We start from the raw sequence: 24,343 nt of genomic DNA on the forward strand, positions 1-24,343 counted from the left end.
CAGTAATAAAAATTGAGAAATTCTATAATATCTGTTGCATAAAAAGATGTAAATAATACAGCTGACTTACTGAAGGAAGAAGCAAAAGGGAAATTCATGTCTTCAGCTGAAGCATCGGCCTACGTAACGATTGGTCTTGGAGAGATCACTGAAGATCAGCTTGGGGTACCAGTAATCGGCCCGGTCGAAGCAGAAGGCAACATATTTCTTTATATTGAGAGGTGGATAAGATGAAAGACACAAAACAGAGAAATATATTTTTTGATCCTACATTCATCATTCTGATCATTGTGCTTACTGTGATGGGTGCAATAATCGGAATGCAGTTGATTACTACATTAGGTATAACAGCAAACACCTCCATCATTGGTGCATTATTTGCAATGGTGCTTGGGAGAATACCGTTTGCGTTTCTGTATAAGTTCAGGTCCACACACAACCAGAACCTGATACAGACTGCAATTTCCGCTGCAACGTTTGGTGCAGGAAACACTTTGTTCATACCAATTGGTGTTCCGTTTGTATTGGGCATGCCGGAGCTAATCACTCCTATGCTTATCGGGGCAGGTATTGCTTTAGTCATTGACGGCATAATAATGTATAAACTATTCGGTTCACAAGTCTTTCCTGCTTCTGGCGCATGGCCACCTGGTATCGCAACTGCAGAAGCAATCAAAGCCGGAGACGAAGGTGGAAAAAAAGCAGGTATTCTAGGGTTTGGTATATTAGCTGGTATCGGAGGAGCAATGGCTGGAATACCCATGTCAGCATTTGGTGTGGCATTCATTGGTAACATCATCGCTTTGACAATGTTTGGACTTGGACTGCTACTGAGCGGGTATTCGGAATTCCTATTTGGCATCAGCATGAGCGATGCGTATATTCCACATGGCATCATGGTGGGCGCTGGACTCGTTGCATTTGGCCAGTTCATTTACTTATTGATAAAAGGAAACAGAGGAAGAAAGAAAGATCAGAACGACCCAGTAATGCAGGTCAATGAAGCAGTTGAGCCAGACCGAAGTGTTACAAGAACAGAAAGAGAAGTCGGGAAGGCACTTGGTTTTGGATATGTTGCCTACATAATCGGAGCATTACTGCTCGCAGTAATTTCAGGTATTATAACGGATATGTCTTTACCGATGGTTCTCTTGTTTATAGTCTATGCTGCATTTGCTGCAATCATCACTGAAATAATAGTCGGTATCGCTGCAATGCACTCCGGCTGGTTTCCGGCTTTTGCCGTCTCTTTGATTTCTTTGGTAGTAGGTATCCTGTTCGGATTCCCGATACCAGCCCTTGCCATGCTCGTAGGTTACACTGCTGCGACAGGCCCCGCCTTTGCGGATATGGGATACGACTTCAAAGCAGGGTTCATTCTCAGGTCGAAGGAATCACTGGAGTTTGAATTGGAAGGACGAAGAATGCAGTTCTTCGTCTCCTTGATCGGATTTGGAGTCGCCATAGTGATGGTTGCACTATTCCACGGCAGTTATTTTGCCCAAGATCTTGTACCGCCTGTCGATTATGTATTCGCAGCGACGATAGAAGCAGGTGCAGACGGCTCCGTAGCATGGGCCATTGTACTCTGGGCCATTCCAGGTGCGTTGCTCCAGTTGATCGGTGGACCAAAAAGACAGATGGGTATCCTATTCTCCACTGGATTACTGCTGGTAAATCCAATCGCCGGTTGGACAGTACTTGCAGGCTTGGCAATCAGGGTCATCATCCTTAAGATCAAAGGAGAAGAAGCTCAGAATACAATGTACACAGCAGCTGCTGGCTTCATAGCGGGAGATGCATTGTATAGTTTCTTCAATTCTATTTTCAGAGCGAGATAGGGAATGGTGCGTTACTAATTAAAATACAAAAACAGAAAGAAGTTAAAGCCTTGATTGGTAAAATCAAGGCTTTATTTGTATTATAATAATAGAATATTCGTAATAATTGAGTGCGAGGTGGAAATATGAACGACTTGCAGTTGGAAACTCTAGATTTTAACGAGAGAAGTATAGGGACGTTAACGGGGATGAACTATAACAATTTTCCTATTGTCTATATACTGCATAATAATATGAAGAAGCAAAGTGCTTATATCGGCCAGACAGTTCAGATGAAAAATAGGATGAAAGCTCACCTCAAAGATAAGAAGAAGCAAGGACTGGATAAAGTTCTGCTAGTTTCACATGAGATGTTCAATCAATCTGCTACATATAATATTGAAACAAACCTGATCAATTATTTCATAGCTGATAACAAGTACACTCTAAGAAATGTCAGTCAGACGACAAAGTCAATGACACATAATTATTATGAAAAGCACAAATACGATAACAAGATATTCAGTGAACTTTGGGAGAAGCTAAGAGCAGAGGATCTAGTAGATAACACTTTAGAGTACCTCCAAAATAAGGACGTATTCAAACTTTCTCCTTACAAAGAATTATCGGAATCCCAAGTGGAATTAAAAGAAGAAATACTGGAGTTTTGTACGACACATATACAAACGGGAGAACGCTCAATTTTTCTAGTCAAAGGCGATGCGGGTACAGGAAAAAGTGTTGTTCTGAGTTCTACATTCAATGCTATACAAGACTTGAGCAAAGATGAAGAGTCGGTATTGAAAGGAACCAATAATTATCTGCTGGTCAACCATAACGAGATGATCAAAACATATGAATCGATCTCGGAGAGTTTACCAAACCTTAAGAAAAAGGACTTCATGAAACCAACATCCTTTATTAATCGTATGGATAAAATGGGAGAAATTGCTGATATTACTTTTGTGGATGAAGCTCATCTGCTTCTCTCCAGAAGCGACAAGTATAATAGCTATACAGGAGATAATCAGCTCCGAGATATCAGCTTGAGAAGTAAAGTGACTGTAGTCGTATTTGATGAAAAACAATTTCTCAAGCTAAAGAGTCACTGGTCCAGCGATCTTCTTGAAGGAATGACCAAGGGAGCCAAGGTGGAAAGAGTTGAACTTACGAATCAGTTCAGAATACAGGCTGACCAGGAAGTTGTCGACTGGATTGATGCCTTTGTAGATAAGAAGGTTAAACGATTCCCAGAGAAGACCGGGGATTATGAGTTGAAGCTTTTCGACAGTGCTGCTGAGATGTTCAAAGCGATTAAAGATAAAGATAGAAAGCACCAACTGTCTCGAGTGGTCGCAACTTTCGATTATGAGCATAAAAAAGATGGTGCAGAATACTATGTGGAGGAGCCTGGTTTTAAAGGCATCTGGAATAGGACCGAGTATAAGGAGACATGGGCAGAACATCCTGAAACCATTAAGGAAGTCGGATCCATATATACAATCCAAGGGTTTGACCTTAATTACGTCGGAGTCATTCTTGGCCCTTCTGTTTCATATGACGAAGAAAAGCAGGAGCTGAAACTTCTGCCGCAAAAGTACAAAGATAAAGAAGCTTTCAGAACTTCTTCAGAAGTTCAAGTTAAATACAACGTAAAGGAAATGAAGGAGCAAATCATACTGAACTCCATTAACGTTTTGATGAAGCGGGGCGTCAAAGGGTTATATTTATATGCCAGCGATGAAAAGCTTAAGAAAGTTCTAGCCGATAAGTACGAAGGGAATGAATAAGATGGACGAATTGATTAGGGAGATAAATGAATTCAGGGACGAGAGAAATTGGAGACAATATCATAACGTAAAAGACCTCTCTTTATCCTTGTCTTTGGAAGCATCGGAGCTTCTTGAAAACTTTCAATGGATCACTGCTGAAGAAGGCATCGAGAAAAATCGACAGAACATCGAAGAAGAGTTAGCTGATGTATTTATATATGGATTGATGTTGGCGGATAATATGAATATTGATATGAAAGAAGCTATATTGAGGAAGTTGGAGAAAAATAGAGAGAAGTATCCAACATAAATTTATAAAATTGTAAGGAAGTAAAGTTCACATAAAGATATTTAGATCCTACATTAATCATTTGGGAGTGTGCGAAATGAAACCAGCTAGAAATTCTATAATTGGTTACTCATATCAAAAAATAATGGCTTTCCTACTATTAGCAAAAATGGATGTAGAAAGATTGATTGGTAAGATTGAAATAGAGGCTGATGTGAACCATCAGTTTGATGATTTGGTAGTATATACTGATCAAGGAAAAATATATTGCCAGATGAAAGATTTTCAAGGTATCAAGTTATCTGATATCAAGTTTATAGGAACAGACATTGTAATAAAGGATAAAAAGCATAAACTTTCTGATGGTACTAACATTTTATTTATAAAAGATATAGACTTAGAACCCAACAATGAAATACTTAATTTTCAATCTCACATGATAAATGGAGTGCATATAATATCAATATCAAGGGAGGAAGCTAGAAGCCAGATTACTACATTGTATGAAATAGATTTCATTAGAATGTCTATCATGGAGAATTATTTTGAAAGAAAGTTTGATGAGAGAGTGTTGTCTATTCTTTTAGAAGAATTACCTCCAATAAAGATTTTTTCAACTCAATTAATGGATCAGACAATAGACATTCAAAAATTAGAGTTGAAAACAACTTCTCTACTTATGATTGAAGGAAAACCAGGTGTTGGAAAAAGTCACTTAGTTAATCAATTAGAAAATCAAGATAATAAATTATTATATAGATTTTGGATATCCAATCAAGATACTGATTATAGAGAAAGATTAGAATATAAAAATTTTATAGCCGATCTTATAAAGAGTATCTTTAGGAACTATGTAAATAAAACAGAAGAAGAAATAATAGATAAGCTACTAGAAAGAAACTTAACCTTAGTAATAGATGGTTTGGATCATGTTGAAAACTATAATCTATGTGAATTAGAATTATTTATCAATTTTTTTAATAAAGTTGCGGAAAGAAGTAAAGTGATTATTTTAAGCAGACCATTAAAAACTCAACTGGAATGGGAAAAAATCAAGCTGCAAAACTGGAATTTTGAACAAACATACAAGTATCTAAATATTCAATTCCATATTTCTAGTTACAATATAATTGAAGAGATTTATAAAATAACTCAAGGATACCCTATAATAGTAAACTTCATTGGCAATTATTACTTAAATCATAAGCAGCTACCGATGATAGAAGAACTTGGTGATTTAAATGATTTTTATAAATCTATTACAAAAAATTTGAGCGTGCGCAGTGCGCTTTCCGTATTTCTAAGTTCAAATTCTTATTTTATGTACAGTGAATTTGACCATTTACTAGATGGCATTGCTTCAGCTATGATTAAAGATTTTATCAGTGATCATCCTTATTTGTTTGAAATTAAATTGAACAGAATTTCTTTAATACATGATAGTCTTAATACATTTTTAAGATCAGATATTAAATATCATGATTCTCATTCTAGAATGATCACAGAAAAGGTATATAAATCAATATTAAGTGGCGAGAAAAGATACATAAGTAGATTTAGTTATTTTAACTTAAGTGAAGAACAAAATAAGGAAGTGATAAATCATTACGCAGATATAAATTTTTTTAGTAAATGGATCAAAGGTTGCATAGATATTGAAGCAGTTCAAACTTTCTACTACCAATTAAGAAAATCTCTAGAAAATCTTAATCCTTCTTCTTTAAATGTTTATCAGTATTATGACTTCGCACTTATTCAGAATATACTTTCTAGAGATCATATATCAAATCTACATGGTTTTCTATATGTATATACAAATTCTCTGATTGAAAACGGATACTCGGAAGAAGATATTACTAGTTCAGGATATCTATTTTCAATGCTCTACTTTCTTAAGGAGGGGGATTTTAAACCCTTAGAAACAGTAGCCAGTGATGGATTATATGATACAGAGTCCTTTTATGAAAGTTTAATATTAGACATAAATCAAGAAGTTGAGTACTTTAAAATTTCCGAAGTTCCACTTGATCTTGAAGAAAGCGTAAATTATATTAACGATGAAAACACCGAGTTATCTGCCAAGAGTACTATTCAAGATATTTCAATGAGTATTTATATTCATGGAACTGATATTAGAGAATTTCAACAATGGAAGAGTGTCGTAAAAAACCTAGTGGATAAACAAGATGAAGAATCTGCTATTACTTTCTTTGGAAATGTACTTACTAACGTTAATATGAGTGAGTTTTGGGCAAGGTCAATTGTAAAACACATTATATATAAGCTTAAGTCTTTGGGAATTACCAAGAGTAACAACGAATTTCTAAACATGTCATTTCCAGAATTTATTAATGAAAATAGTGAAGCTGGATCATATAATCTACAAAGTTTGATTTTGGATTACCTTAGACTAGCTCTAAAAACTAGAAATGAAGTAGATATAAATGCAATATATAAGTATTTTATCTGTTATTATGAGCGTAAAGATTACAGTGTAATAAATATAGATAGGGCACTAATTACTTTTAGAGAATATGAATGTATATCTCTAAGTGAGTCTGTTGAAATCATAAATTTGTTTCAACAGAAGTCAGAGAAAGGTATAAGACACCTTTTAAATAGTTATATCCAGAAACTTAGTGTAGAAGATTTTATAATTTTTATACAAGAATTTAGTATAAAAAATTTTAATATTGATTTATTTACCCTGCCATCTTCCTTTATAAATGTAGTCCCAGAATCAATCGTAGTAGAAGCTTTCTTTGAAATGCTTAGAAGGCATTCATACTCGAAGAAAATTGACTTTTTTCATGTTAATAATTTACTTTCTTCTATTTATAGTGAAAAAGTTTTTGATGCTCTTCTATATCATAACTTTATTATCTCGGTTGACGAGTCTGTAAAGTTAGATAGGACAATAGCAGAGCTGTATGGAGATATAATTGAGTTTTCTGTAAGCAGAAGCTATGGAGAACATAAAAATAGAAGTGAAGAGAACTTGGAAAGTAAAATAATTATGGAAAACGATATTGAATATGCAAAAGATTTAAATCTAGCACCCATTGAGATAGCTAAGTATACTGATGGTAACTATTCAAGTTTTAGTAGTTTACGACTGTATGAAAATCACAATACTAAAGACTTAACGGAACAATCTACAGCCATACTACATGCCGCCATAACTAGTAGAATAAAGACTATTAATCAATTTTCGAATTTATTTTTTTTAGTAGGAAATGTGCCTGACTTTTTGGTTAACTATATTGATGAAGAAGTAAGCGAGCAAATACTTTTCGAAAGTTTTATAAATTTTATTAAGCTATCTTATATTGATAAGGAAAGTTAATAGTAATGTAAATGGCAGTAATAAATTTAGGGATGTACTACAAAATCAATATTTTAAATTGCCCTTGACATACCATTTTCATAAGCCAGGATTTATAGTTTTTGCATAATATTCTAATGGGTTAAAGAGATAAGCAAATTGTGATACTTTAATATTGCAAATTATGATAGGGATAAATATTGTTTAAATCGTTTAGACACTATAATTATCAGTGAAAATGGGGTTTGTATATTGAAAAATTATAAATCTTTTAAAAGTTTGTTTGAACAATCATTGGAAACAGAATATCCTGATAAAATTATCAAAAGTTTAAATCCGGAGTCAGAATTATTTCGACGGATCAAAACTTATTGTGGATATTATGATTTAGACTACAAAACAGAGTTGAAAAAGTTAGGTTTTCAATTATATAGAAAAGGAACCATACTAGAGAGTGAGATTCCAACACTCCTATATGAGCATTTTCCTAAAGGCAATATAGATGGATTAGAATCTATAAAAGAACATAGCAGTAGCTTAAATAATTATATAAATAAGTATTGTAAAGAAAGAGGAATAACAAAAAAAGAATACATAAGATTACTAGGTTTCAAAATTACTAAGGTATATAAACCCAAGTATAACTTTGTTGCAATCAAAGAATTAAGGGATAATTATGATTTTAGCCTGGCTAATCATGCACTAATTTTTGGAGTAAGTAGACAATTATTTGAAAAGAAGAAAATTGATAATGCTTCAAGTAATAGCAAACTACTAGTAGAAGTATTAAAAAAAGACCATGAAAAAATAGTTTGTGAAATGTTAAAAAGTTATAATGAAACTTATACAGATGACAATGGTTTATACCTTCAAATATATAAACACAATACTGAAAGTAAAATTGCAATTTTAGTTAAAGAGCAAGAATCAGTACATTATGTATTTAATTTATCTGAGAAAATCGAAAGAGAAATCAAAAGACATAAATACTGTGCTTTAAATAAGAAAGATGACTATCATCTAAATCAGATTAGAATTATCATGAATAAATATAGACAAGAAAATTCAAAAGTTATTTTAGAAAGTGGGGAATATCGGCATTTCAGGTTAATCTCTGAAAAATTAGGTCTTACAATTGATGGATTATTAAATAAATTAGGTTTCTATAAAAAGGTAGAATTTAAAGATAAAAGAAATAAAGATGAAACTGAAATAATTGAAACTCTCCGAAAGTTTTTATTAGATGATGGAATAACGGTTTCGTTACCTAGTTATGATAATAGTGCCCAATCCATTCGGCAATTTGCAAGTAGGAGAAACATGTCTACTGAGGAATTTGTAAAATCTTATAATTTTCAATATAGTCGAGGAGTAAGGGAAATACAACATAGTATTATTGAAGAAATTAAAGAAAAATATATAGTTAAGGGTAATGCTGTTTATATTTCATCCTACGATCGCTTCTATAGTAATATTGTTGCTCGAGCAAATAAGCAAGGACAAACCCTAGATCAGTTTTTGTATAGTTTAGGATTTGAGAGGTTGAGTCTTGAGCAGTTGCCCAAAGATTATAAGCCTTATGATTGGATTCAAGATATTAAAGAGTTTGATAGTACCTATGACTTCATAAACGAAATTAATAGTAAATATTTATATGATGGGGAAGTGTATCTTCCATCACGTCACTATTTTTACGACAAGCTATTTTACTATTCTTTAACACAAAATAATACTATAAATAAGCAATTAGAAGAATGGGGCTTTATAAGAACTTACAAACGACCCAAAGAATTTATGCTTGATGTTGAAGAATCAGATATCTCCCCAATCAAGTTAAAATTGATTAATGATATAAAAGGTATCCAGAAAGACATAGAAATTAAGTCTTCTTCAAGGGACATTGTTAATAGATCCAATCAACTTATAAAAAAATTAAAAGAGCTATATAACTATAATTGTCAGATTTGCGAATCAGACAATGATGGTATCTTAATGGAGAATGGTCATAAATATATAGAAGTACACCATATAAATCCTATTCATAATGCTAAAGCACATGAAAACGAAGAAGACTTGGAGTTTGATAATTACCGTAATTTAATCTGTCTGTGCCCTTTTCATCATAAGTACGTCCATTATCATATGGGAGGTGACTACAAGCTTAGCGAAGATAAAAAGGAGCTTATCAATCCAAAAAGAGAAAAATTGCTAATAGTAACTGATTTTCATCTATACTAGTTTTATTATATTGAAATTTAAAAAGTAAGTTAATTTACAATTTGAAATACAAGGAGCAAAGAGATGAACAGTAGCTTTTATTATACAGATGTTAATGCGCAACTATCACAAGAACCTGAAGTTCAAAAAGATTTAAGCCTATTGAGAAGTTTCTCAGAAGATAACTACAAACAAATCTACGTAATAGAACAACCTGTTGGCGAAACAAAATATAAATACGACTACAATAAAGCACTGATTGTTTTAATACCTAAGGTAAGAATACTTATAATAAACTACGGAGATGATACAGAGGAATTCTATAATTTTGAAGAAGATTTTATAGAAGATCTAGGAATATTATCCGATAAATATGATTATAAGAGCTATATCGGGAGACCGAGACATTGGCGTAATAGCTTAATCAAAACTATGAATTCTAACGAGTATAGTAATATCATTGATGCTATTGAGGAGAACTATACAGCTGAAGCAGAATTTCGGAAAGTTGATTTAATTATTTCTTTGTTAACGGGCAGTATAAACGATATTAATAGAGTAGGCGAAATATCATCAACTGATCCACTCCAACAGATAAAAAAGAATATAGTTTTATTTGATGCCGAACAAACTAGATTCATTTTTAACAAACCTGAACATAAAAGGATAACTATTCAAGGCTTAGCAGGAGCAGGAAAAACGGAGCTGTTGTTGCATAAAATTAAAAATATATACAAAAATGAAGACGACACAAAGATCTTTTTTACGTGTTTCAACAAGGTATTAGCCAAAGATCTGAGGTCGAGAATACCTGAGTTCTTTGATTTTATGAAAGTGGAAGAGCAAATTAAATGGGGAGAACGTCTATGGGTAGAGCGGGGATGGGGTTCAAGGAACGATAAAAATTCAGGTCTATATGCATTTATTTGTAATCACTATGATATCCCTTTTCGAAGTTATAGTAGAGGAGTTACTTTTAAAACTATTTGTAAAGAAACTCTAGGACATTTACAAGATTTAAAATCTCAAGGAAATTTTGAACCTTTTTTTGATTATATTTTGATTGACGAAAGTCAAGACTTTAATGAATACTTCTTTAAATTATGTGAGGAAGTAACAAAAAACGAAGTGTACATTGCAGGCGATATATTTCAAAATATATTTGAAGATAGTAATAGTCTTGTAGAAAATCCTGATTTTCTTTTAAACAAAGTGTATAGAACTGATCCCAAAACTTTAATGTTTGCCCATGCCATAGGCTTTGGACTATTAGAAAGACCGGTTATACGTTGGCTTTCTGATGAAGAGTGGGAAGCATGTGGATACATATTTGAAAAGAAAGATAATTTATACGAATTTTCTAGAGAGCCTTTAAACAGATTCACCGACTTAGGGGAGGTAGTATCTAATATAGAAGTAAGTACGTCAGATAGAGAACATTATGTCGAAAGAATAATGGAAGCAATTAAAGAAATAAAAGCCAATCATTCAACTGTTGAGCCCGATGATATAGGTATTATATTTTTGGAAAACAATGATTATAATTATAATTTAGTTGAGGAATTAATAATTAGGATAGACTTTGAATTTGGTTGGTCTGCTATTAAAGGCTATGAAGAGAAAAACAAAATAAAAGATAGTTTGTATATTAGTAATAGAAATAATGTTAAAGGTTTAGAATTTCCTTTTGTCATTTGTGTCACGACTACTCCATTAAAGTCTAATACTATCATAAGAAACTCACTATATATGATGTTAACTAGATCGTTTCTCACCAGCTACCTAATTTTATCTGAGAAAAACGGAGAACTTAACTCAGCTATAAAGAGAACGGCTTCTGAAATTAAAGAAACTGGAGTTTTAACTGTTAAAGAACCAATGGAAGGTGAGATCATGGATACTTCCGATTTAAGGTTAGAAGCGTCAGAAAAAGAGTCACAATATGATATTGTAGAAAGATTACTAAACGATGAGTTTGAAATAAGTAGCGTAAAGGACAGAGAAAAAGTTCATAAAATGGTCGACACGATGCTTGGTGATAGAGTTGATATCGACAAAATACGTTCTTTAATAAGTGATACGGTTGGATATCTTTAATTTATAGAGGTGATGCTGTGAAAGAAATAAAAGTGAATATGACTAATAAATTTAAACTTCTTTGTGAAGAACCAATTAGAACTAAAAATGACATTTTATACCTATTGTTAGAATCTATATTGTTATTAACATATGGCGAGAAAGTAAATACATTACAAGAAAATTATTTAATTCTTCGTATCGACAAGATGAAAAGGCTTTTCTTCGTATTAAATAATAAAATTTTCTCATTTTACTTTCCTTTTTCAGTAATAGAAGATCCGGTTGATAGAAGTTTCAAAGTATTTGACCAGAACACGAGATTGATGCTTGAAGCCAAGGACTTACTCCTTTTAAAAACTATTATATCTAATGTATTCGACGAGGAAAAACAACAGGCAATAGGTATTCAAGACTTCGAATCAGAGATATTAATACTAATGAAAGAACTGGAAATAGATGAAAATCAAGACATAGTATGGAACATTATAAAAAAACTGTTAAAGTTTGAAGTAGGTTATTTAAGATACGATTATGATGAAAAAAATGCTAATGGAGAATTACATCCTTTAAATCATCTAGATATTAATTATTTATCTAATACTACGTTCAAAATTGGGTTAGATAAATCATTAGATAACAACGAATTTGTAGACTTATTAGATTTAAATACTAATTGCTATTTTATTAAAAGGTAGACAAGTTAGAACATTAATTTTGGGTAAATAAAAAGGAAGTATCTCTTAGAAATTAAAGTTACTACAAACCTTTCTTTAAATAAATAAGATTTTATAGTGAGCAAGCTGCTCTTGTTCAAATGTTTTTAAGAGGTTTATTCTCCTACTTATCTTTCACTATTTTTACAGGCATTATAGAGATATGATCAGTAACTATCGAATGTTGACCTAGTGATTACAGGTGCTCTTGAGAAACTCAAGTTATTTTAAAATTTATTGGAATAATAAATAGTAGATTAAAAACGACATAGCTTACTAAGCCATGTCGTTTTTAACTTCTATCTTCACTTTTTATTTCATAATTTTTACTTTAAAGTTTTGCTGTTGGTAATAGAAGGAATTAATGATTTAAATGAAGTATTCGAAGAGGAAGACAGGGAAATTTTAAGAAGTTATGAAAGAGATGGCAAAAATGCTTTATTTAATGAAAAGAGGCTTCTTTTATCTAGTAATCCCATATTTATAGATGATAGTGGGAAAAAATCTCAAAATCTTTCTGTAGAGAACACTTTCAAGTATTACTGTAAAAAGTTAAATATGAGTCTTGAGAAAGATAATTTAGTTCATATATTTCCATACGATGAAGCCACTAAAAATTTTAAGCGTAAACAATTATATTACGAATTTCCAAATCATTTAGAAAAAATAATAGAAGAAATCAATGTGTCGCGTCTTCCAAGAGATATTATGAAGATTAATCCTCAGTTTCTTAATGATTTATATAATGTTTATCATGAATATAACAATTCGAACAGTAGTTATTTATTTAATTTAAGAAACTTTTATAATGACTTACTTGTAGATTGGAATGACTTAGCAGTTAATGAAATTTTCTATGACATATTAGAGTGGCTATTTAATAGTTTAGAAAATGAATCAGTTTTTGACTTAAGATGTAAGGTAGCAAAGATACATATATCTAATTTAGGAGACATTAAAAATATAAATGAAAACAAGGCAGAGGTATTCAGTAACTTGTCCGCGACATACGACCTGATTCTATCTCAAAAATCAAATAAGTTCTACGAGTATCAAACTATGATGAACGATGAATTCTTCAAACTATTACAGCAGAAAAATACAATAATTTCTGATAAAAATAAAAGCTCTATGAGTTTAATTGTATCCTTTCTAATTGCTTTGTACGGCGTTTACTTAACCATATTTCGAACTACAGACAGCTTTAATTGGTTATCGAGCCAGTATAATTTTGTGTATATAGTCTTTCTGATTGCTTGTATATTTATGTTTGCTTCAACATTGTATGAAATTAAATTATTAAATATTACTAACAAGAAGGTCTTATCCACAATACAGAATACATATAATGTAAATATAAAATTATGGAAGAAGAAGACAAAAATAATATGGTGGAAAGATTTTTGGTTTCCTTTAATAATCCTGTTTATCATATTTATCAATATTATTACACTATTGATTTTCTCAAATTTCTCGATCGAAATAAACGATATAATAGAAAAATTAAGTTATAGTCCAAAATATTTTTAAGAGTAATGAATGTCTATAAAGCAATAGAAATTTAAAGTCACATTACACTAAAATATACTTTGAGGAATATAATCTTGATTTATTTCAAGTGAAAAAATGTTCAATCAAATAACTCTTATTTTTGATTTTATAGACAGGAGATAAAAGAGTGGAAAGTGAACAGACTAATGTAGACAAACAAGCACTTCAAGATTTTTTTATGGGTATTAATAATCTTAACCAAATAGAGAAAAAGACCTCAAAGTTCAATGCATTTGAAACGCTTGGCATCGTCCATACGGAAATCCGTCACAGCAATGTACTGGGTTGGCTGATGTCTCCAAATGAGCAACATGGCATAGGTGGGGCTTTTGTTGAAAAAATTATACAAGAGATTGCCCGTAATCATAATATTGAGCAGTATGGGCATGATCCTTTACAGATGCTACTCTGGGATTATCATGATCTGGTTGTCAGGAGAGAGTGGCGTAACATAGACCTAATCGCCATTTCTGAAGCAAACAAGCTGATGCTCGTTATCGAGAATAAGGTATGGAGCAAGAGTCCGAACATCAGTTGAAGAAGTATCAGGATATTGTGGAAAATGAGTATCCGGATTACCAAAAACTGTTCATCTATCTTACGCCTTTTGGAGATGACGCCAGCAATACGGATATATGGGTAAGTATGAACTATCGTCAGATCATAGTAATGATAGAATCTGCTCTAGCGCTCAAACAGAACATGATGGAGCCGAGCGTAAAGTACTTTATTGAACAATACATAGATACACTCAGGAGGTACATTGTGGGAGATAACGAGATTGAAAAAATATGCCAAGAGATCTACTTCAAGCACAAGTGTGCGCTTGATCTGATTTTCGAGTACAAACCGGATATACAGTCGAATATAGCTGGCACTCTGCGTGAAATGATTGAAGCCGATGAAGAATTGATATTGGATGATAGTAACAAAGGATTGATTCGTTTTACGACGAAAGGTTTAGATGAAAAGCTTCCAAATGAAGGATCCGGGTGGACTTCAAGTGGAAGGATACTACTTTTCGTGTTTCAGAATACAATTAAAAGATTGAGAATCAAGTTGGTAATTGGTCCTGGAGAAGCAGATGTAAGGAGCAACCTGTATGATATTGTATCAAACAATTCGAGTTTGTTCAGAGGCAGAAATAAAAAGCTGACTTCAGCCTATACGACAATATATTTGAAAAACATCCTTGATTACAACGACAGCTATGAGAGGGATCAGGAAAAGCTGCGTAAAGATATACGGTTTAAAGTGGATAAATTCTTTAACAATGAATTAAAAGAACTGGAGTCGGTACTGCTGAACAAACATCCGATTCGTTTGTAAGCTCTCCAATGTAGTATTCCAATAAATAGATAAATAAAATTAAAAGGCCCTGGGTCAGAGAGAATCTGACCCAGGGCCTTTTTAAAGTAAAGTACATGTTACGTAATAAGAAAATACATGTTAATGCAATTAAAATGCAGACGTTGCTTCGTTAAAATTAACGATTCTTTTAACAGGCTCGAAGTTTATTAATCAAGAGTGTCATTCCAATAAAACCATACAGGAAAAGTATTTACCTGAATTCTTCTTTAGAGCCGACAGTTTCTTTGATTTTCCATGCTATCAGTTGCCAAGCCTCCTGGGCTTTTTCTTTTGGACCCAGATGAGTAAAAGCATGATGACAGCCTGTAAAAAATTCATCTTGAACACTTACGCCTGCTGTTTTTAATTTCTCAGCATACTTTTCGGCTTCCGGCCTGAAAGCGTCATGATCAGCAATAAGAATAAGTGCGGGAGCCAAGTCATCATTTATGTCCGCATAAACAGGGGAAGCAAGAGGGTTTCTGGCCATTTCTTCTTCAGGTACATAGCTCATGTTCAAAAAGTTTGCGACCTGGGGGTATCGTGCGCGCAACTTGTTTGGTTCCGGCTTCTCCGCAAAGGGTGTGACGAAATCAAGCATTGGATAGGACAATACTTGAAGGAGTGGCTGCTTTTCCTGTTTGTCTTGAAGGTAGAGGCAGAGGGCAGCTGCAAAATTTCCACCTGAGCTCTGGCCGCCAACCATTATTTTTTCAGAATCGATGTCTAAATCATCCGTTTCTCTTTTCAGCCATTGGAGCACTTCATAGCTCTGTTCAATCGCATTCGGAAAAGGGTATTCCGGTGCTTTCACATAACCGATATTGAGGATGGCACATCCTGTCTCATTGGCCAGATAGTTGCAGTAGGGTTCATCCATATCCTTGTCATTCATGATGAACGCGCCCCCGTGGAAATTGATGTAGACGGGGCGTTTTTTTTGTTGTGCTTCCAATGGATAATAGAGCGAAACCGGAGTCGGACCAATGGATGTTTGAACGACGAAATCTTTTCTAACTTTTAGGGGCGGCTGATTGACCATTGGGTTCTTCGCTGCTTTATTAGGGAGTAGTCGCAGTATTTTTGCGATGATGATTTTGTACATACCCGCTTACCTCGCTTTCTTCTACTCTTTATTCTCAAGTCGTAAATACGCTTACCTAGACATGCTACTTAACATTTATTTTTCGCCCTTTCCAAGTGACAGAACGTAGGACATGGACCCGGAAGATGGAGTATACGAATATACCCGCAAAAAATGAGAACAGGACGGGATGGAAGACGAAGATGAAGCGGTTGAAGTTACCGACCCTTCGAGCGAACCGCATCGTTTGAAACGCATAGATCAGATACAATCCACCAGTGACTGTGATGAGCGCTGGGTTCATCGCGATAAGAGAAGAAACCAATGCGCCAGTAGTAATGAAGCTACCGGCAATCCAAACAATCGTCATCAGCATGACGGCAAGATGTGTGGATTTTGAACCGAGCGCAAAGCTTTTACACCAGCCCTCTACAAGACTTTTGAACCCTTCCGGATACATGCGAAAAGATATGACCCCCTTGCCCCCCATACAACGCACAGGCAGATCTTTCTCGAGATATGCCTGTCCCAGTGCCAGATCATCCATGACGGCATCTGCGATTGCCTTATGCCCACCTGTCGAGAGGTAGTCCTCTCGATCAGTGAGGATGCACGGACCAAAGGAACCAGCCGGTTTAAACCGGTTTTTCCATGCAGTGAATTTGTTCATTCCCACAACAACGATCACGTTGAAGATGGCGGAAAGATTTTCGTACATATCCTCAATGCGATGGAACGGCTGCAGGGAAAGGATGCCTCTTGCGCCTCTTTGCTTATATAAATTCAATAGGTTGCTGAGACTATCAGGGCCCTCGAACCGTGTATCGGCATCCAGAAATAAGAGCCACTGTCCGCTTGAGTGCTCGACGCCATACCAGCACGCGGCGGATTTACCAGCGCCGTCCACTTTGGACTCGTTACGGAGCACTGTCGTCCCAAATGACTTTGCGATGGCCACAGTGTCATCTGTAGAGTGGTCATCGACCACCAATACTTCAAAGGGTTGGAGATTCTGCTCCTGCAAGGTTCCTAGCAGATGCGGTAGACTTCCGGATTCATTTCTGGCAGGAATGATGATGGATAGGGAAGGGTGTTCAGTATGTTCGGTCCGGCTTCGCGGCGTGGGGAGTGAGCGAAACATGAGTGCCCCAGCACCGATTGCCAGAAGCCAGAGTGATATATTGGCGATCAAAAGTATTGCCTCCTTCCATTGAATTTAACGATTGGATACGCACCGTCCTAACTCTCGCAATGGGTGCAGTATCAGATTCAGTCTTTGTCGTCTTCTATAAGTGCGTCCGCCGCAATCCCGGCGGAAAGTAGAACAATCGGTACACCTGCGCCCGGGTGTGTGCTGCTTCCTGTGAAGTACAGGTTATCGCAGCTTGGTGATTTGCTCTGCGGACGCTTATGGATGCTTTGCGAAAGGGTGGGCTGCAGACCAAAAGCGGCGCCGTTGTAAGCATTGAACCTGGACTCGAAATCAAGCGGCGTAATATGCGTTTCTGTGACGATCTCCTGCTCGATATTTTCAAAGCCTTTTATTTCCTTCAAGGTTTTAAGAATGTAGGTGCGGTAGTGCTGGATCGTCTCATCATTCCACTCATAGTCGGCTGTATCGAGGGCGGATACGGGCATCAGGATGTAGAGTCCATCTTTGCCATCGGGCGCAAGCGTAGGATCGAGTTTCGATGCGATATAGACATAGAAGGAGGCATACTCCAATCTTTTTCCTTCAAAGATGTCCTGCATGTTCTTCTCGAGTGCTTCATTGAAAATGAAATTATGGATATGTTCGACCTCTTCGTATTTCCGATCCATGCCGAGATACATCAGGAACCCAGAACAGGAATATTTCATGCTTTCAATCCTTTTGTCGGTGAATGCGCCTCTGGTCTCAGGCTGCTTCATCAGGTTTTTCATTGCATAGGGAAAATCGGCATTGCAGACGACGAAATCTGCATCCATCTTTTTATCATCCACCATGACTCCAGTCGCCCGTCTGTTATCAGTCGATATCTCCTGCACCGGGCTATCGTAGAAGATTTCCCCGCCAAGCTCCTTGAAGAGGCGTTCCATAGCCGATGCCATGGTATACATGCCACCTTTGATGAACCATACGCCATACAGGAATTGAATCATCGGAATCATCGAATAGAACGAAGGGCCACTGAATGGAGAGACCCCAATGTATAACGTCTGAAAACCGAGGATCTGCTTCAAGCGTTCGCTTTCTATATATCTACCAATGAAGCGATCGGCTGTTCCAACGAGCTTCACTTTCGGTGCTTTCTTGACCATCGACAAGTTGTAGACGTCGCTTCTTTTGTAGAAAGGCCGCCTCAGTATGTTTTCCATGGCGAAAGTATATCCTTTGTAGATATCATTCAAATAACTGAGAAACCCTTCGACATCTGGCTTATGGATGGATTCGATCGTTCTGGTCATCTCCGTCAGATCAGATGAAATATCGATGGGGGTATCTGGTGTATCGCTGAAGTACACCCGATACATCGGATCTAACTTCTCCATTGAAATATAGTCATCCGGATCACGTCCACAGAGCTCAAATATCTCCCGATACACTTCCGGCATCATAACGATGCTCGGACCGAGATCGAATGTATATCCATCTTTTTCGATCCGGTTCATCTTTCCGCCTGGCGCAGGTTCCTTTTCATATATTTCGACTTGGTAGCCAGCGTGCTGTAGTCTAATGGCACTAGCTAAGCCTGCCACACCGGCACCAACGACGATTACTTTTTTTGTCATGCATATACCTCGTTCCCTGAAAACAAATTGGATCGTGTCTAAAAATATAATGGATTTATCCAGTACTTCTTTTAATTAAATATGTTTGGAAGCGGCGGATCTGTCTCAAGACAGCATTTTGCTGATGCGCCCCCGGTTATAGCGCTGGGTGACGATAAAGGGCAAATTGAAGACGACTGCATATACGATCATCAACCAGCCGACCGAGGCAGGATTCCATAAAAAGAATAAAGGGGCGGGCAGTATGCAGAGCCAGTGTGTCAACTCGGCACGCTTCGTCTCAATCGCAAACATTTGCAGATCCGCTTTACCCTTACCGTGTAATGTTTTTTTCTGATACCCGTTTTTAAATAATGTAGCCCCGTCGATCAATCTGCCTTTCCATGCTTTTACACGAAACAGCTTGTGCCAAAGCGCGCCTGACTTTTCCCAACTGTAGATACGGGACCAGAATGCGTTATTCTGAAAAGTTTTAAGCGGCAGCCTAAGGCAGAAGGCTGAAATGGCCATGTGAAAGAAGATCCAAGCGGCGATATCAATGACGATTGTCCAAAAAAGGGAAAACGAAATCAATTGCATGGCCTGGACCTCCTTAACACTTTCTTTATTCACAAGCAGTGCTTTATGACATTTTTTCTAATCGTACATCTACTTCAACTATAGAGGTGTTACTATTCAGCGGAATCCCGCTCAGCAATTTTATCGCTCACATGCTGGCCGCTCAATGTCACCATCGGCATGCCGCCCCCTGGGTTGACTGTGCCACCGACAAAGTAGAGGTTGTCGTAGTGTTCGCTCTGTTTGGAGTGCTTGAAGCCTTTATTCTTCTTGCGATCGGATAAGGTACCATAGATTGCACCGCGGTCGGAACCATACGTACGCTCGATGTCTTCTGGTGTCCATACGTCTTTCAAAACAATATTCTCACGCAGATCTGTCAGACCCATGCACTCAAGTTTGATGAGCGTCTGCTCGGCGAAACGCTCATAGTCTTCGGCTGTATGTGGTTTATCCTGGATCGGCGGAATATGGGGCAGCACTTTCAAATTTTCATATCCTTCCGGCGCCTGATCCGGGTCCGTCTTATTGACGTTGACTAGGTAGATGACCGGGTCATCCGGCAATTCATGACGGTGGAATATTTTATTCATCTGGCGTTTCATATCGTCTGCAAAGAAGAAGTTGTGATGGGCAAGCTGTGGGTAGCTCTTCTTCACACCAAGATGCATGACAAGGCCGGAACTGGCCGGTTCAAATTTCTTTCTCAGTTTCTTGGTGTAGGCTTTATCCTCCCCAATCAGTTTTTCATAAGTTGGCAGGACTTCCATATTGGAAACATAATAGTCGGCACTTAGTTGTGTGCCGTCGTTTAAAACAGCACCGGTTATTTTGCCATCAGTATGTTCGAGTTTCTGGATATGCTGTCCGGTATGAAGTGTGACACCGATTTCTTCAGCAAGCTGTACAAGTCCTTTGGCCAGGTTGCCCATGCCACCAGGCACATACCATGCGCCCTGGTCATGCTGCATGTAGATCATCATGTTCAGTACGGCGGGTGCATCGTAAGGGGAGGAGCCGACGTATTTGACGAAATATGAAAGCATGTCCTTCAGTTGCTTGTTGCTGATACGCTTATCGATTGCTCGGTGGACTGTTGAAAAGAGGTCAAAACCTCGGATGGCACTGAACATGCTTTGGTATTTAAGAATATCCTTTGCATCGTCGACCCCTTTGAAGTAGCTGTTCTCAGTCGTATCGTAGATTCTTTTGGAATATGTAAGGAGATTCTGATATTCCTTAATGTCCTTCTCACTGAGTGACGCATTTTTCTCCCGCATATCTTCGACGTTTTCGTACAGGTCGATTATATTGCCATCGGGGAAGAAAGAGCGCCACTGGTGATCAAGTCTCGTTGTTGTTACATAGTCCGCCATCCTTTTTCCGCTTGCCGTAAAGAGTTTTTCAAATACCTTCGGCATGGTCAAAATGGAAGGGCCGAGATCAAAGCCGAACCCATCTTGCTCAAGGCGGTTAACCTTCCCACCCAAGTGGTCATTCTTTTCATATAGTGATACATCATATCCTTTTTGTGCCAGCGAAATCGCAGCAGACAGGCCGCCAAGTCCACCGCCGATAACTAATACGCTTTTTTGTGACATTCGAGACATCTCCTCATAGTAGAAAATAATTGATGTGTTGTGTTGCTTTTCATATATATTTTTGGATTGTGGTAGTGAGAGTGGTGATGTGTTTAACTGTTTCATATTCGAGTGAATGTATTTCAGATCATTAGAGAGTTTGATTTTAGTTTTAAAGGAAGTTTGTGAAGTCCTGTTTTGTTTTAAATAAAATAGGACTTTGTTGCAGAAAATGTTTAATAATATAGAAACTTTGTTGTATTGATATCATACCAAATAAATACAGCAATTGATATTTAGAGGCGGTTAGATGGTTGTATTCAGATTCAAGTTGGACAGTTTTGTCGGAATGGATGAAAAATACTCTTTTTGAGATATAAATTAGTAATATGCGTCTTTACTTTTTATCCTTGCTAATAGAAACAGTCTTTATAGTCTACAGTGGATAGAGTTTTTAAAACTGTTTCGAAAAAGTACTAACCATGTCAATCTAACCTTTTCAACAGTCCGTTTAGTAGGCTCACATAAAGTCTGTTACTTTTGAGTTGTCCTTGAAGAGACTCACTTCTATCTGAGCCATTTAGCTGGATGTTTTATTAAGTAGAAATAGCTGTTTACTTTGTCGAAATGCTTAAAAAGTACCCTGCCGGATTACACGATTAGGCTGGTAAATAGTCAATATATGCAGATTTTTCAGAATGTAAGCCTTTACATAATATAATTAATAAAATATAATGTATACATAATTTAAATTAGGAGGAAAAATAATGGCTCACAAAGAACTGTACTGCATTGGCTACGCGGGTAGGAACAAGGATAAAACGTGGGAACATATAGAAGAGTTAAAAAAAATAGGTATCCCTGAGCCGAAAACCGTTCCCGAACTATACCATCTTAGTGATGAATTAATAAGCACAGATGACACCATCAAAATTATTGGAGATGAAACAAGCGGGGAAATTGAAATCGTACTTATTACTGATAGTTCAGGTAATCTATCCGTTACAGTAGGTAGCGATCATACGGATCGAGCATTAGAAACTGTATCCATACATAAGTCGAAACAGTTGTGTGCCAAACCTATTTCGAAAGACAAGTGGCGGTTCGAAGATGTAGAAGATGAGTGGGATGATCTTCTTTTGTACTCAGAAGTACTTAAAGATGGGGAATGGAAGAAATACCAAGAAGACAAAGTGTCTTCTATTATTCCTCTCGAAGAAATTTACCAATTCCTTAAGAAGAATAACGTCGAGTTAAAAAATAGTGTTGTTTACTGTGGGACTGTACCGCTACTGGATGGCTTTACTTATGGTGAAGGTTTCAAGGGAGGACTATATAGCAGTAAGAAGAAAGAAGCGCTCGAGATTGAATATAAAATAGAGAAGTTAAAGGAGTAGCTATGAAAATCAAAGTTTTTCAGTTTGAAATTCATTTTGGTGCCGTCGAAGAAAACATACAAAAAGTAGAAGAGTTGTTTAATGGCGCGAGTCTTGAAAATATTGATACGGTAGTGCTCCCGGAAATGTGGACTACAGGTTACGATTTAGAGAATATCGACAAGCATGCGACAGAAAATCTTCACCCTGTCTTTGATGCAATGGCCAAGCTCGCTAAGAGACACGATGTCAACATCGTGGCAGGATCTGTGGCCAATAATAAAGGGAAAGGTGTTCTCAACACAGCGTTTGTTGTGGATAGACAAGGCAAATTCGTACATGAGTATTCTAAAATACACCTCGTACCAATGCTCAATGAACCCAATTTTTTAATTGGTGGCGAGAACAGTGCAGATGTTTTTGAAATTGATGGTGAAAAAATGGGAGTAGTCATCTGTTACGACCTTAGATTTCCAGAGTTGTTTAGAGACCTTTCATTAGAAGGGGCAAAGGTTATATATGTCGTCGCAGAATGGCCAATTGAGCGTACAGAACATTGGTTGACTCTTCTAAAAGCCAGAGCTATCGAGAATCAATGTTATGTTGTTGCGTCCAATACAATTGGAACACAACCTACAGGGACAACTTTTGCCGGTAACTCTCTAATTGTTAACCCATTTGGAGAAGTACTTGCACAAGCGACATCAGATGAAGAAGTAGCCATTGAAGGTGATCTTAACTTGGAATATATAAAGGGAATCAGAAAAGATATTCCAATATTCGATAGTCGAAAGAAAGAGTTTTACAAGTTTCTATAAATTTTTAAAAGGGAGATGGGTACGTTGAAAAAAATTAACTTTTTATTAATGATTGTGATGGCTATTTTTCTTGCTGCATGCGGAAGTGATGGTAACGGTGCAGAAGGAGAGAATGCTTCTAGTGGACAAGCGAAGACAATTAAACTTGCGCATGCTGGTTCTGAGAGTCACCAATACCACGTAGCAGCAGAGAAGTTTAAAGAAGTGCTTGAAGGTAAAGAAGGTACTGACTTCACTGTAGAGATTCACCCGAATGCTTCGCTTGGTTCTGAAGGGGATGCAATCGAACAAGTGATTTCAGGCTCACTTGAAATGACAACTGTTGCAGCAGATAGTAGTCTGGCTAATACAATCCCAGAAATGAATGCTTTTGGTATCCCTTATCTATTCGAAGATAAAGATCACGTATACTCCGCGCTTGATGGTGAGGCGGGGGAGAATTTATTGAGTCTTGCAGACGATGCTGGAATGAAAGGCATTGGGTATTGGGAAGTTGGATTCCGTCACCTGACGAACAACTCTAAAGAAGTAATGGTTCCTGAAGACGTAGCAGGCATGAACATAAGAGTTCAACCCGCTACTGTATGGGAAGAGCATATGCGTGCACTAGGGGCAAGTCCTACTCCTGTTGACTTCAACGAGTTATATTCTGCACTTGATCAGGGTGTGGTAGACGGCCAAGAGAATCCACTTCCGACTATTGATTCAATGAAGTTTTATGAAGTTCAAGATTATGTGTCTTTAACGAGCCATAACTATACACCAGCAGTAGTGCTCATGAGCAATAGTTTTTACGAAGAATTGTCTGAAGAAGAAGTAACTGCTGTTGAGGAAGCGGTAGTCGAAGCTAGAGATTTTCAACGACAAAGCCTGGAAGAAAGAGAAGAAGAAATCTTAACGACACTAGAAGAAGAGGGAGTAACAATTACAGAGCCAGACCGTGACGCTTTTGCTGAAGCAACTGCTGACGTAAAAGAATCTGTTTCTGATGAAGTGCCTGATGAAATTGTTCAAAGTCTCATTGAATCCAAAGAGTAAG

19 protein-coding genes are annotated in these 24,343 nt (G+C 36.5%); 14 read left to right on the forward strand and 5 right to left on the reverse strand.

All coding sequences use genetic code 11. The features are described 5' to 3' along the window. The first annotated feature begins 96 nt into the window (after positions 1-96). From ACFOJ8_RS01215 to ACFOJ8_RS01265, 11 genes are all read left to right on the forward strand, one after another. Positions 97-234, forward strand: coding sequence for a hypothetical protein (locus ACFOJ8_RS01215; RefSeq protein ID WP_380651559.1), 138 nt, complete (start codon positions 97-99; stop codon positions 232-234). Then, entirely contained in the window at positions 231-1,841 is a 1,611-nt protein-coding gene (locus ACFOJ8_RS01220) for an OPT/YSL family transporter (protein ID WP_380651562.1), read from the forward strand. Before ACFOJ8_RS01215 ends, ACFOJ8_RS01220 begins: the two co-directional genes overlap by 4 nt. Positions 1,842-1,966: 125 nt before the next feature. Then, positions 1,967-3,610 carry a DUF2075 domain-containing protein gene (locus tag ACFOJ8_RS01225; RefSeq protein ID WP_380651565.1) on the forward strand — a complete coding sequence of 548 codons (1,644 nt, stop codon included), beginning with the start codon at positions 1,967-1,969 and terminating at the stop codon, positions 3,608-3,610. Beyond that, on the forward strand, positions 3,603-3,902 hold the full coding sequence (locus tag ACFOJ8_RS01230; RefSeq protein WP_380651567.1) for a MazG-like family protein: 300 nt from the start codon (positions 3,603-3,605) through the stop codon (positions 3,900-3,902). Before ACFOJ8_RS01225 ends, ACFOJ8_RS01230 begins: the two co-directional genes overlap by 8 nt. A gap of 76 nt (positions 3,903-3,978) precedes the next feature. Next, positions 3,979-7,227, forward strand: coding sequence for a hypothetical protein (locus tag ACFOJ8_RS01235; protein WP_380651570.1), 3,249 nt, complete (start codon positions 3,979-3,981; stop codon positions 7,225-7,227). 231 nt (positions 7,228-7,458) lie between these two features. Then, the gene (locus ACFOJ8_RS01240; RefSeq protein WP_380651572.1) at positions 7,459-9,444 is read left to right on the forward strand and encodes an HNH endonuclease; all 1,986 of its coding nucleotides are present in this window, start codon (positions 7,459-7,461) and stop codon (positions 9,442-9,444) included. A 63-nt stretch (positions 9,445-9,507) separates the two neighbouring features. Continuing rightward, positions 9,508-11,520: a DEAD/DEAH box helicase gene (locus ACFOJ8_RS01245; RefSeq protein ID WP_380651575.1), complete on the forward strand. Its 2,013-nt coding sequence runs from the start codon at positions 9,508-9,510 to the stop codon at positions 11,518-11,520. Positions 11,521-11,537: 17 nt separating this feature from the next. After that, positions 11,538-12,197 (forward strand): hypothetical protein, encoded by a 660-nt coding sequence (locus ACFOJ8_RS01250; RefSeq protein ID WP_380651577.1) that lies wholly within the window; start codon positions 11,538-11,540, stop codon positions 12,195-12,197. Positions 12,198-12,560: 363 nt separating this feature from the next. Next, complete coding sequence (locus ACFOJ8_RS01255; RefSeq protein WP_380651580.1) at positions 12,561-13,745, forward strand: hypothetical protein; 1,185 nt, start codon at positions 12,561-12,563, stop codon at positions 13,743-13,745. Positions 13,746-13,893: 148 nt separating this feature from the next. Further along, positions 13,894-14,304 carry a PD-(D/E)XK nuclease family protein gene (locus ACFOJ8_RS01260; protein WP_380651583.1) on the forward strand — a complete coding sequence of 137 codons (411 nt, stop codon included), beginning with the start codon at positions 13,894-13,896 and terminating at the stop codon, positions 14,302-14,304. Continuing rightward, complete coding sequence (locus ACFOJ8_RS01265) at positions 14,277-15,095, forward strand: hypothetical protein (RefSeq protein ID WP_380651586.1); 819 nt, start codon at positions 14,277-14,279, stop codon at positions 15,093-15,095. Before ACFOJ8_RS01260 ends, ACFOJ8_RS01265 begins: the two co-directional genes overlap by 28 nt. 232 nt (positions 15,096-15,327) lie before the next feature. Here ACFOJ8_RS01265 and ACFOJ8_RS01270 read toward each other — a convergent pair whose 3' ends face one another. From ACFOJ8_RS01270 to ACFOJ8_RS01290, 5 genes are all read right to left on the reverse strand, one after another. Next, a complete protein-coding gene (locus tag ACFOJ8_RS01270; protein WP_380651588.1) occupies positions 15,328-16,221 on the reverse strand; it encodes an alpha/beta hydrolase in 894 nt (297 codons plus the stop codon). A 64-nt stretch (positions 16,222-16,285) separates the two neighbouring features. After that, positions 16,286-17,392, reverse strand: a complete 1,107-nt coding sequence (locus ACFOJ8_RS01275; RefSeq protein ID WP_380651591.1) for a glycosyltransferase — start codon at positions 17,390-17,392, stop codon at positions 16,286-16,288. Positions 17,393-17,469: 77 nt separating this feature from the next. Beyond that, on the reverse strand, positions 17,470-18,972 hold the full coding sequence (locus ACFOJ8_RS01280; protein WP_380651593.1) for a phytoene desaturase family protein: 1,503 nt from the start codon (positions 18,970-18,972) through the stop codon (positions 17,470-17,472). A 105-nt stretch (positions 18,973-19,077) separates the two neighbouring features. Beyond that, the gene (locus ACFOJ8_RS01285; protein ID WP_380651595.1) at positions 19,078-19,551 is read right to left on the reverse strand and encodes a glycosyl-4,4'-diaponeurosporenoate acyltransferase CrtO family protein; all 474 of its coding nucleotides are present in this window, start codon (positions 19,549-19,551) and stop codon (positions 19,078-19,080) included. 92 nt (positions 19,552-19,643) lie between these two features. Next, positions 19,644-21,131 (reverse strand): phytoene desaturase family protein, encoded by a 1,488-nt coding sequence (locus tag ACFOJ8_RS01290; RefSeq protein ID WP_380651597.1) that lies wholly within the window; start codon positions 21,129-21,131, stop codon positions 19,644-19,646. A 746-nt stretch (positions 21,132-21,877) separates the two neighbouring features. Here ACFOJ8_RS01290 and ACFOJ8_RS01295 point away from each other — a divergent pair. The 3 genes from ACFOJ8_RS01295 to ACFOJ8_RS01305 are packed head-to-tail and all read left to right on the forward strand — an operon-like array spanning position 21,878 to position 24,342. After that, positions 21,878-22,507, forward strand: a complete 630-nt coding sequence (locus ACFOJ8_RS01295; RefSeq protein WP_380651600.1) for a DUF2848 family protein — start codon at positions 21,878-21,880, stop codon at positions 22,505-22,507. Positions 22,508-22,509: 2 nt separating this feature from the next. Next, a complete protein-coding gene (locus ACFOJ8_RS01300; protein WP_380651602.1) occupies positions 22,510-23,304 on the forward strand; it encodes a carbon-nitrogen family hydrolase in 795 nt (264 codons plus the stop codon). Positions 23,305-23,319: 15 nt separating this feature from the next. Next, complete coding sequence (locus ACFOJ8_RS01305) at positions 23,320-24,342, forward strand: DctP family TRAP transporter solute-binding subunit (RefSeq protein ID WP_380659869.1); 1,023 nt, start codon at positions 23,320-23,322, stop codon at positions 24,340-24,342. Position 24,343 lies beyond the last annotated feature (1 nt).

It is taken from the genome of Salinicoccus sesuvii (assembly GCF_042648145.1).
Classification (GTDB): Bacteria; Bacillota; Bacilli; order Staphylococcales; family Salinicoccaceae; genus Salinicoccus; species Salinicoccus sesuvii.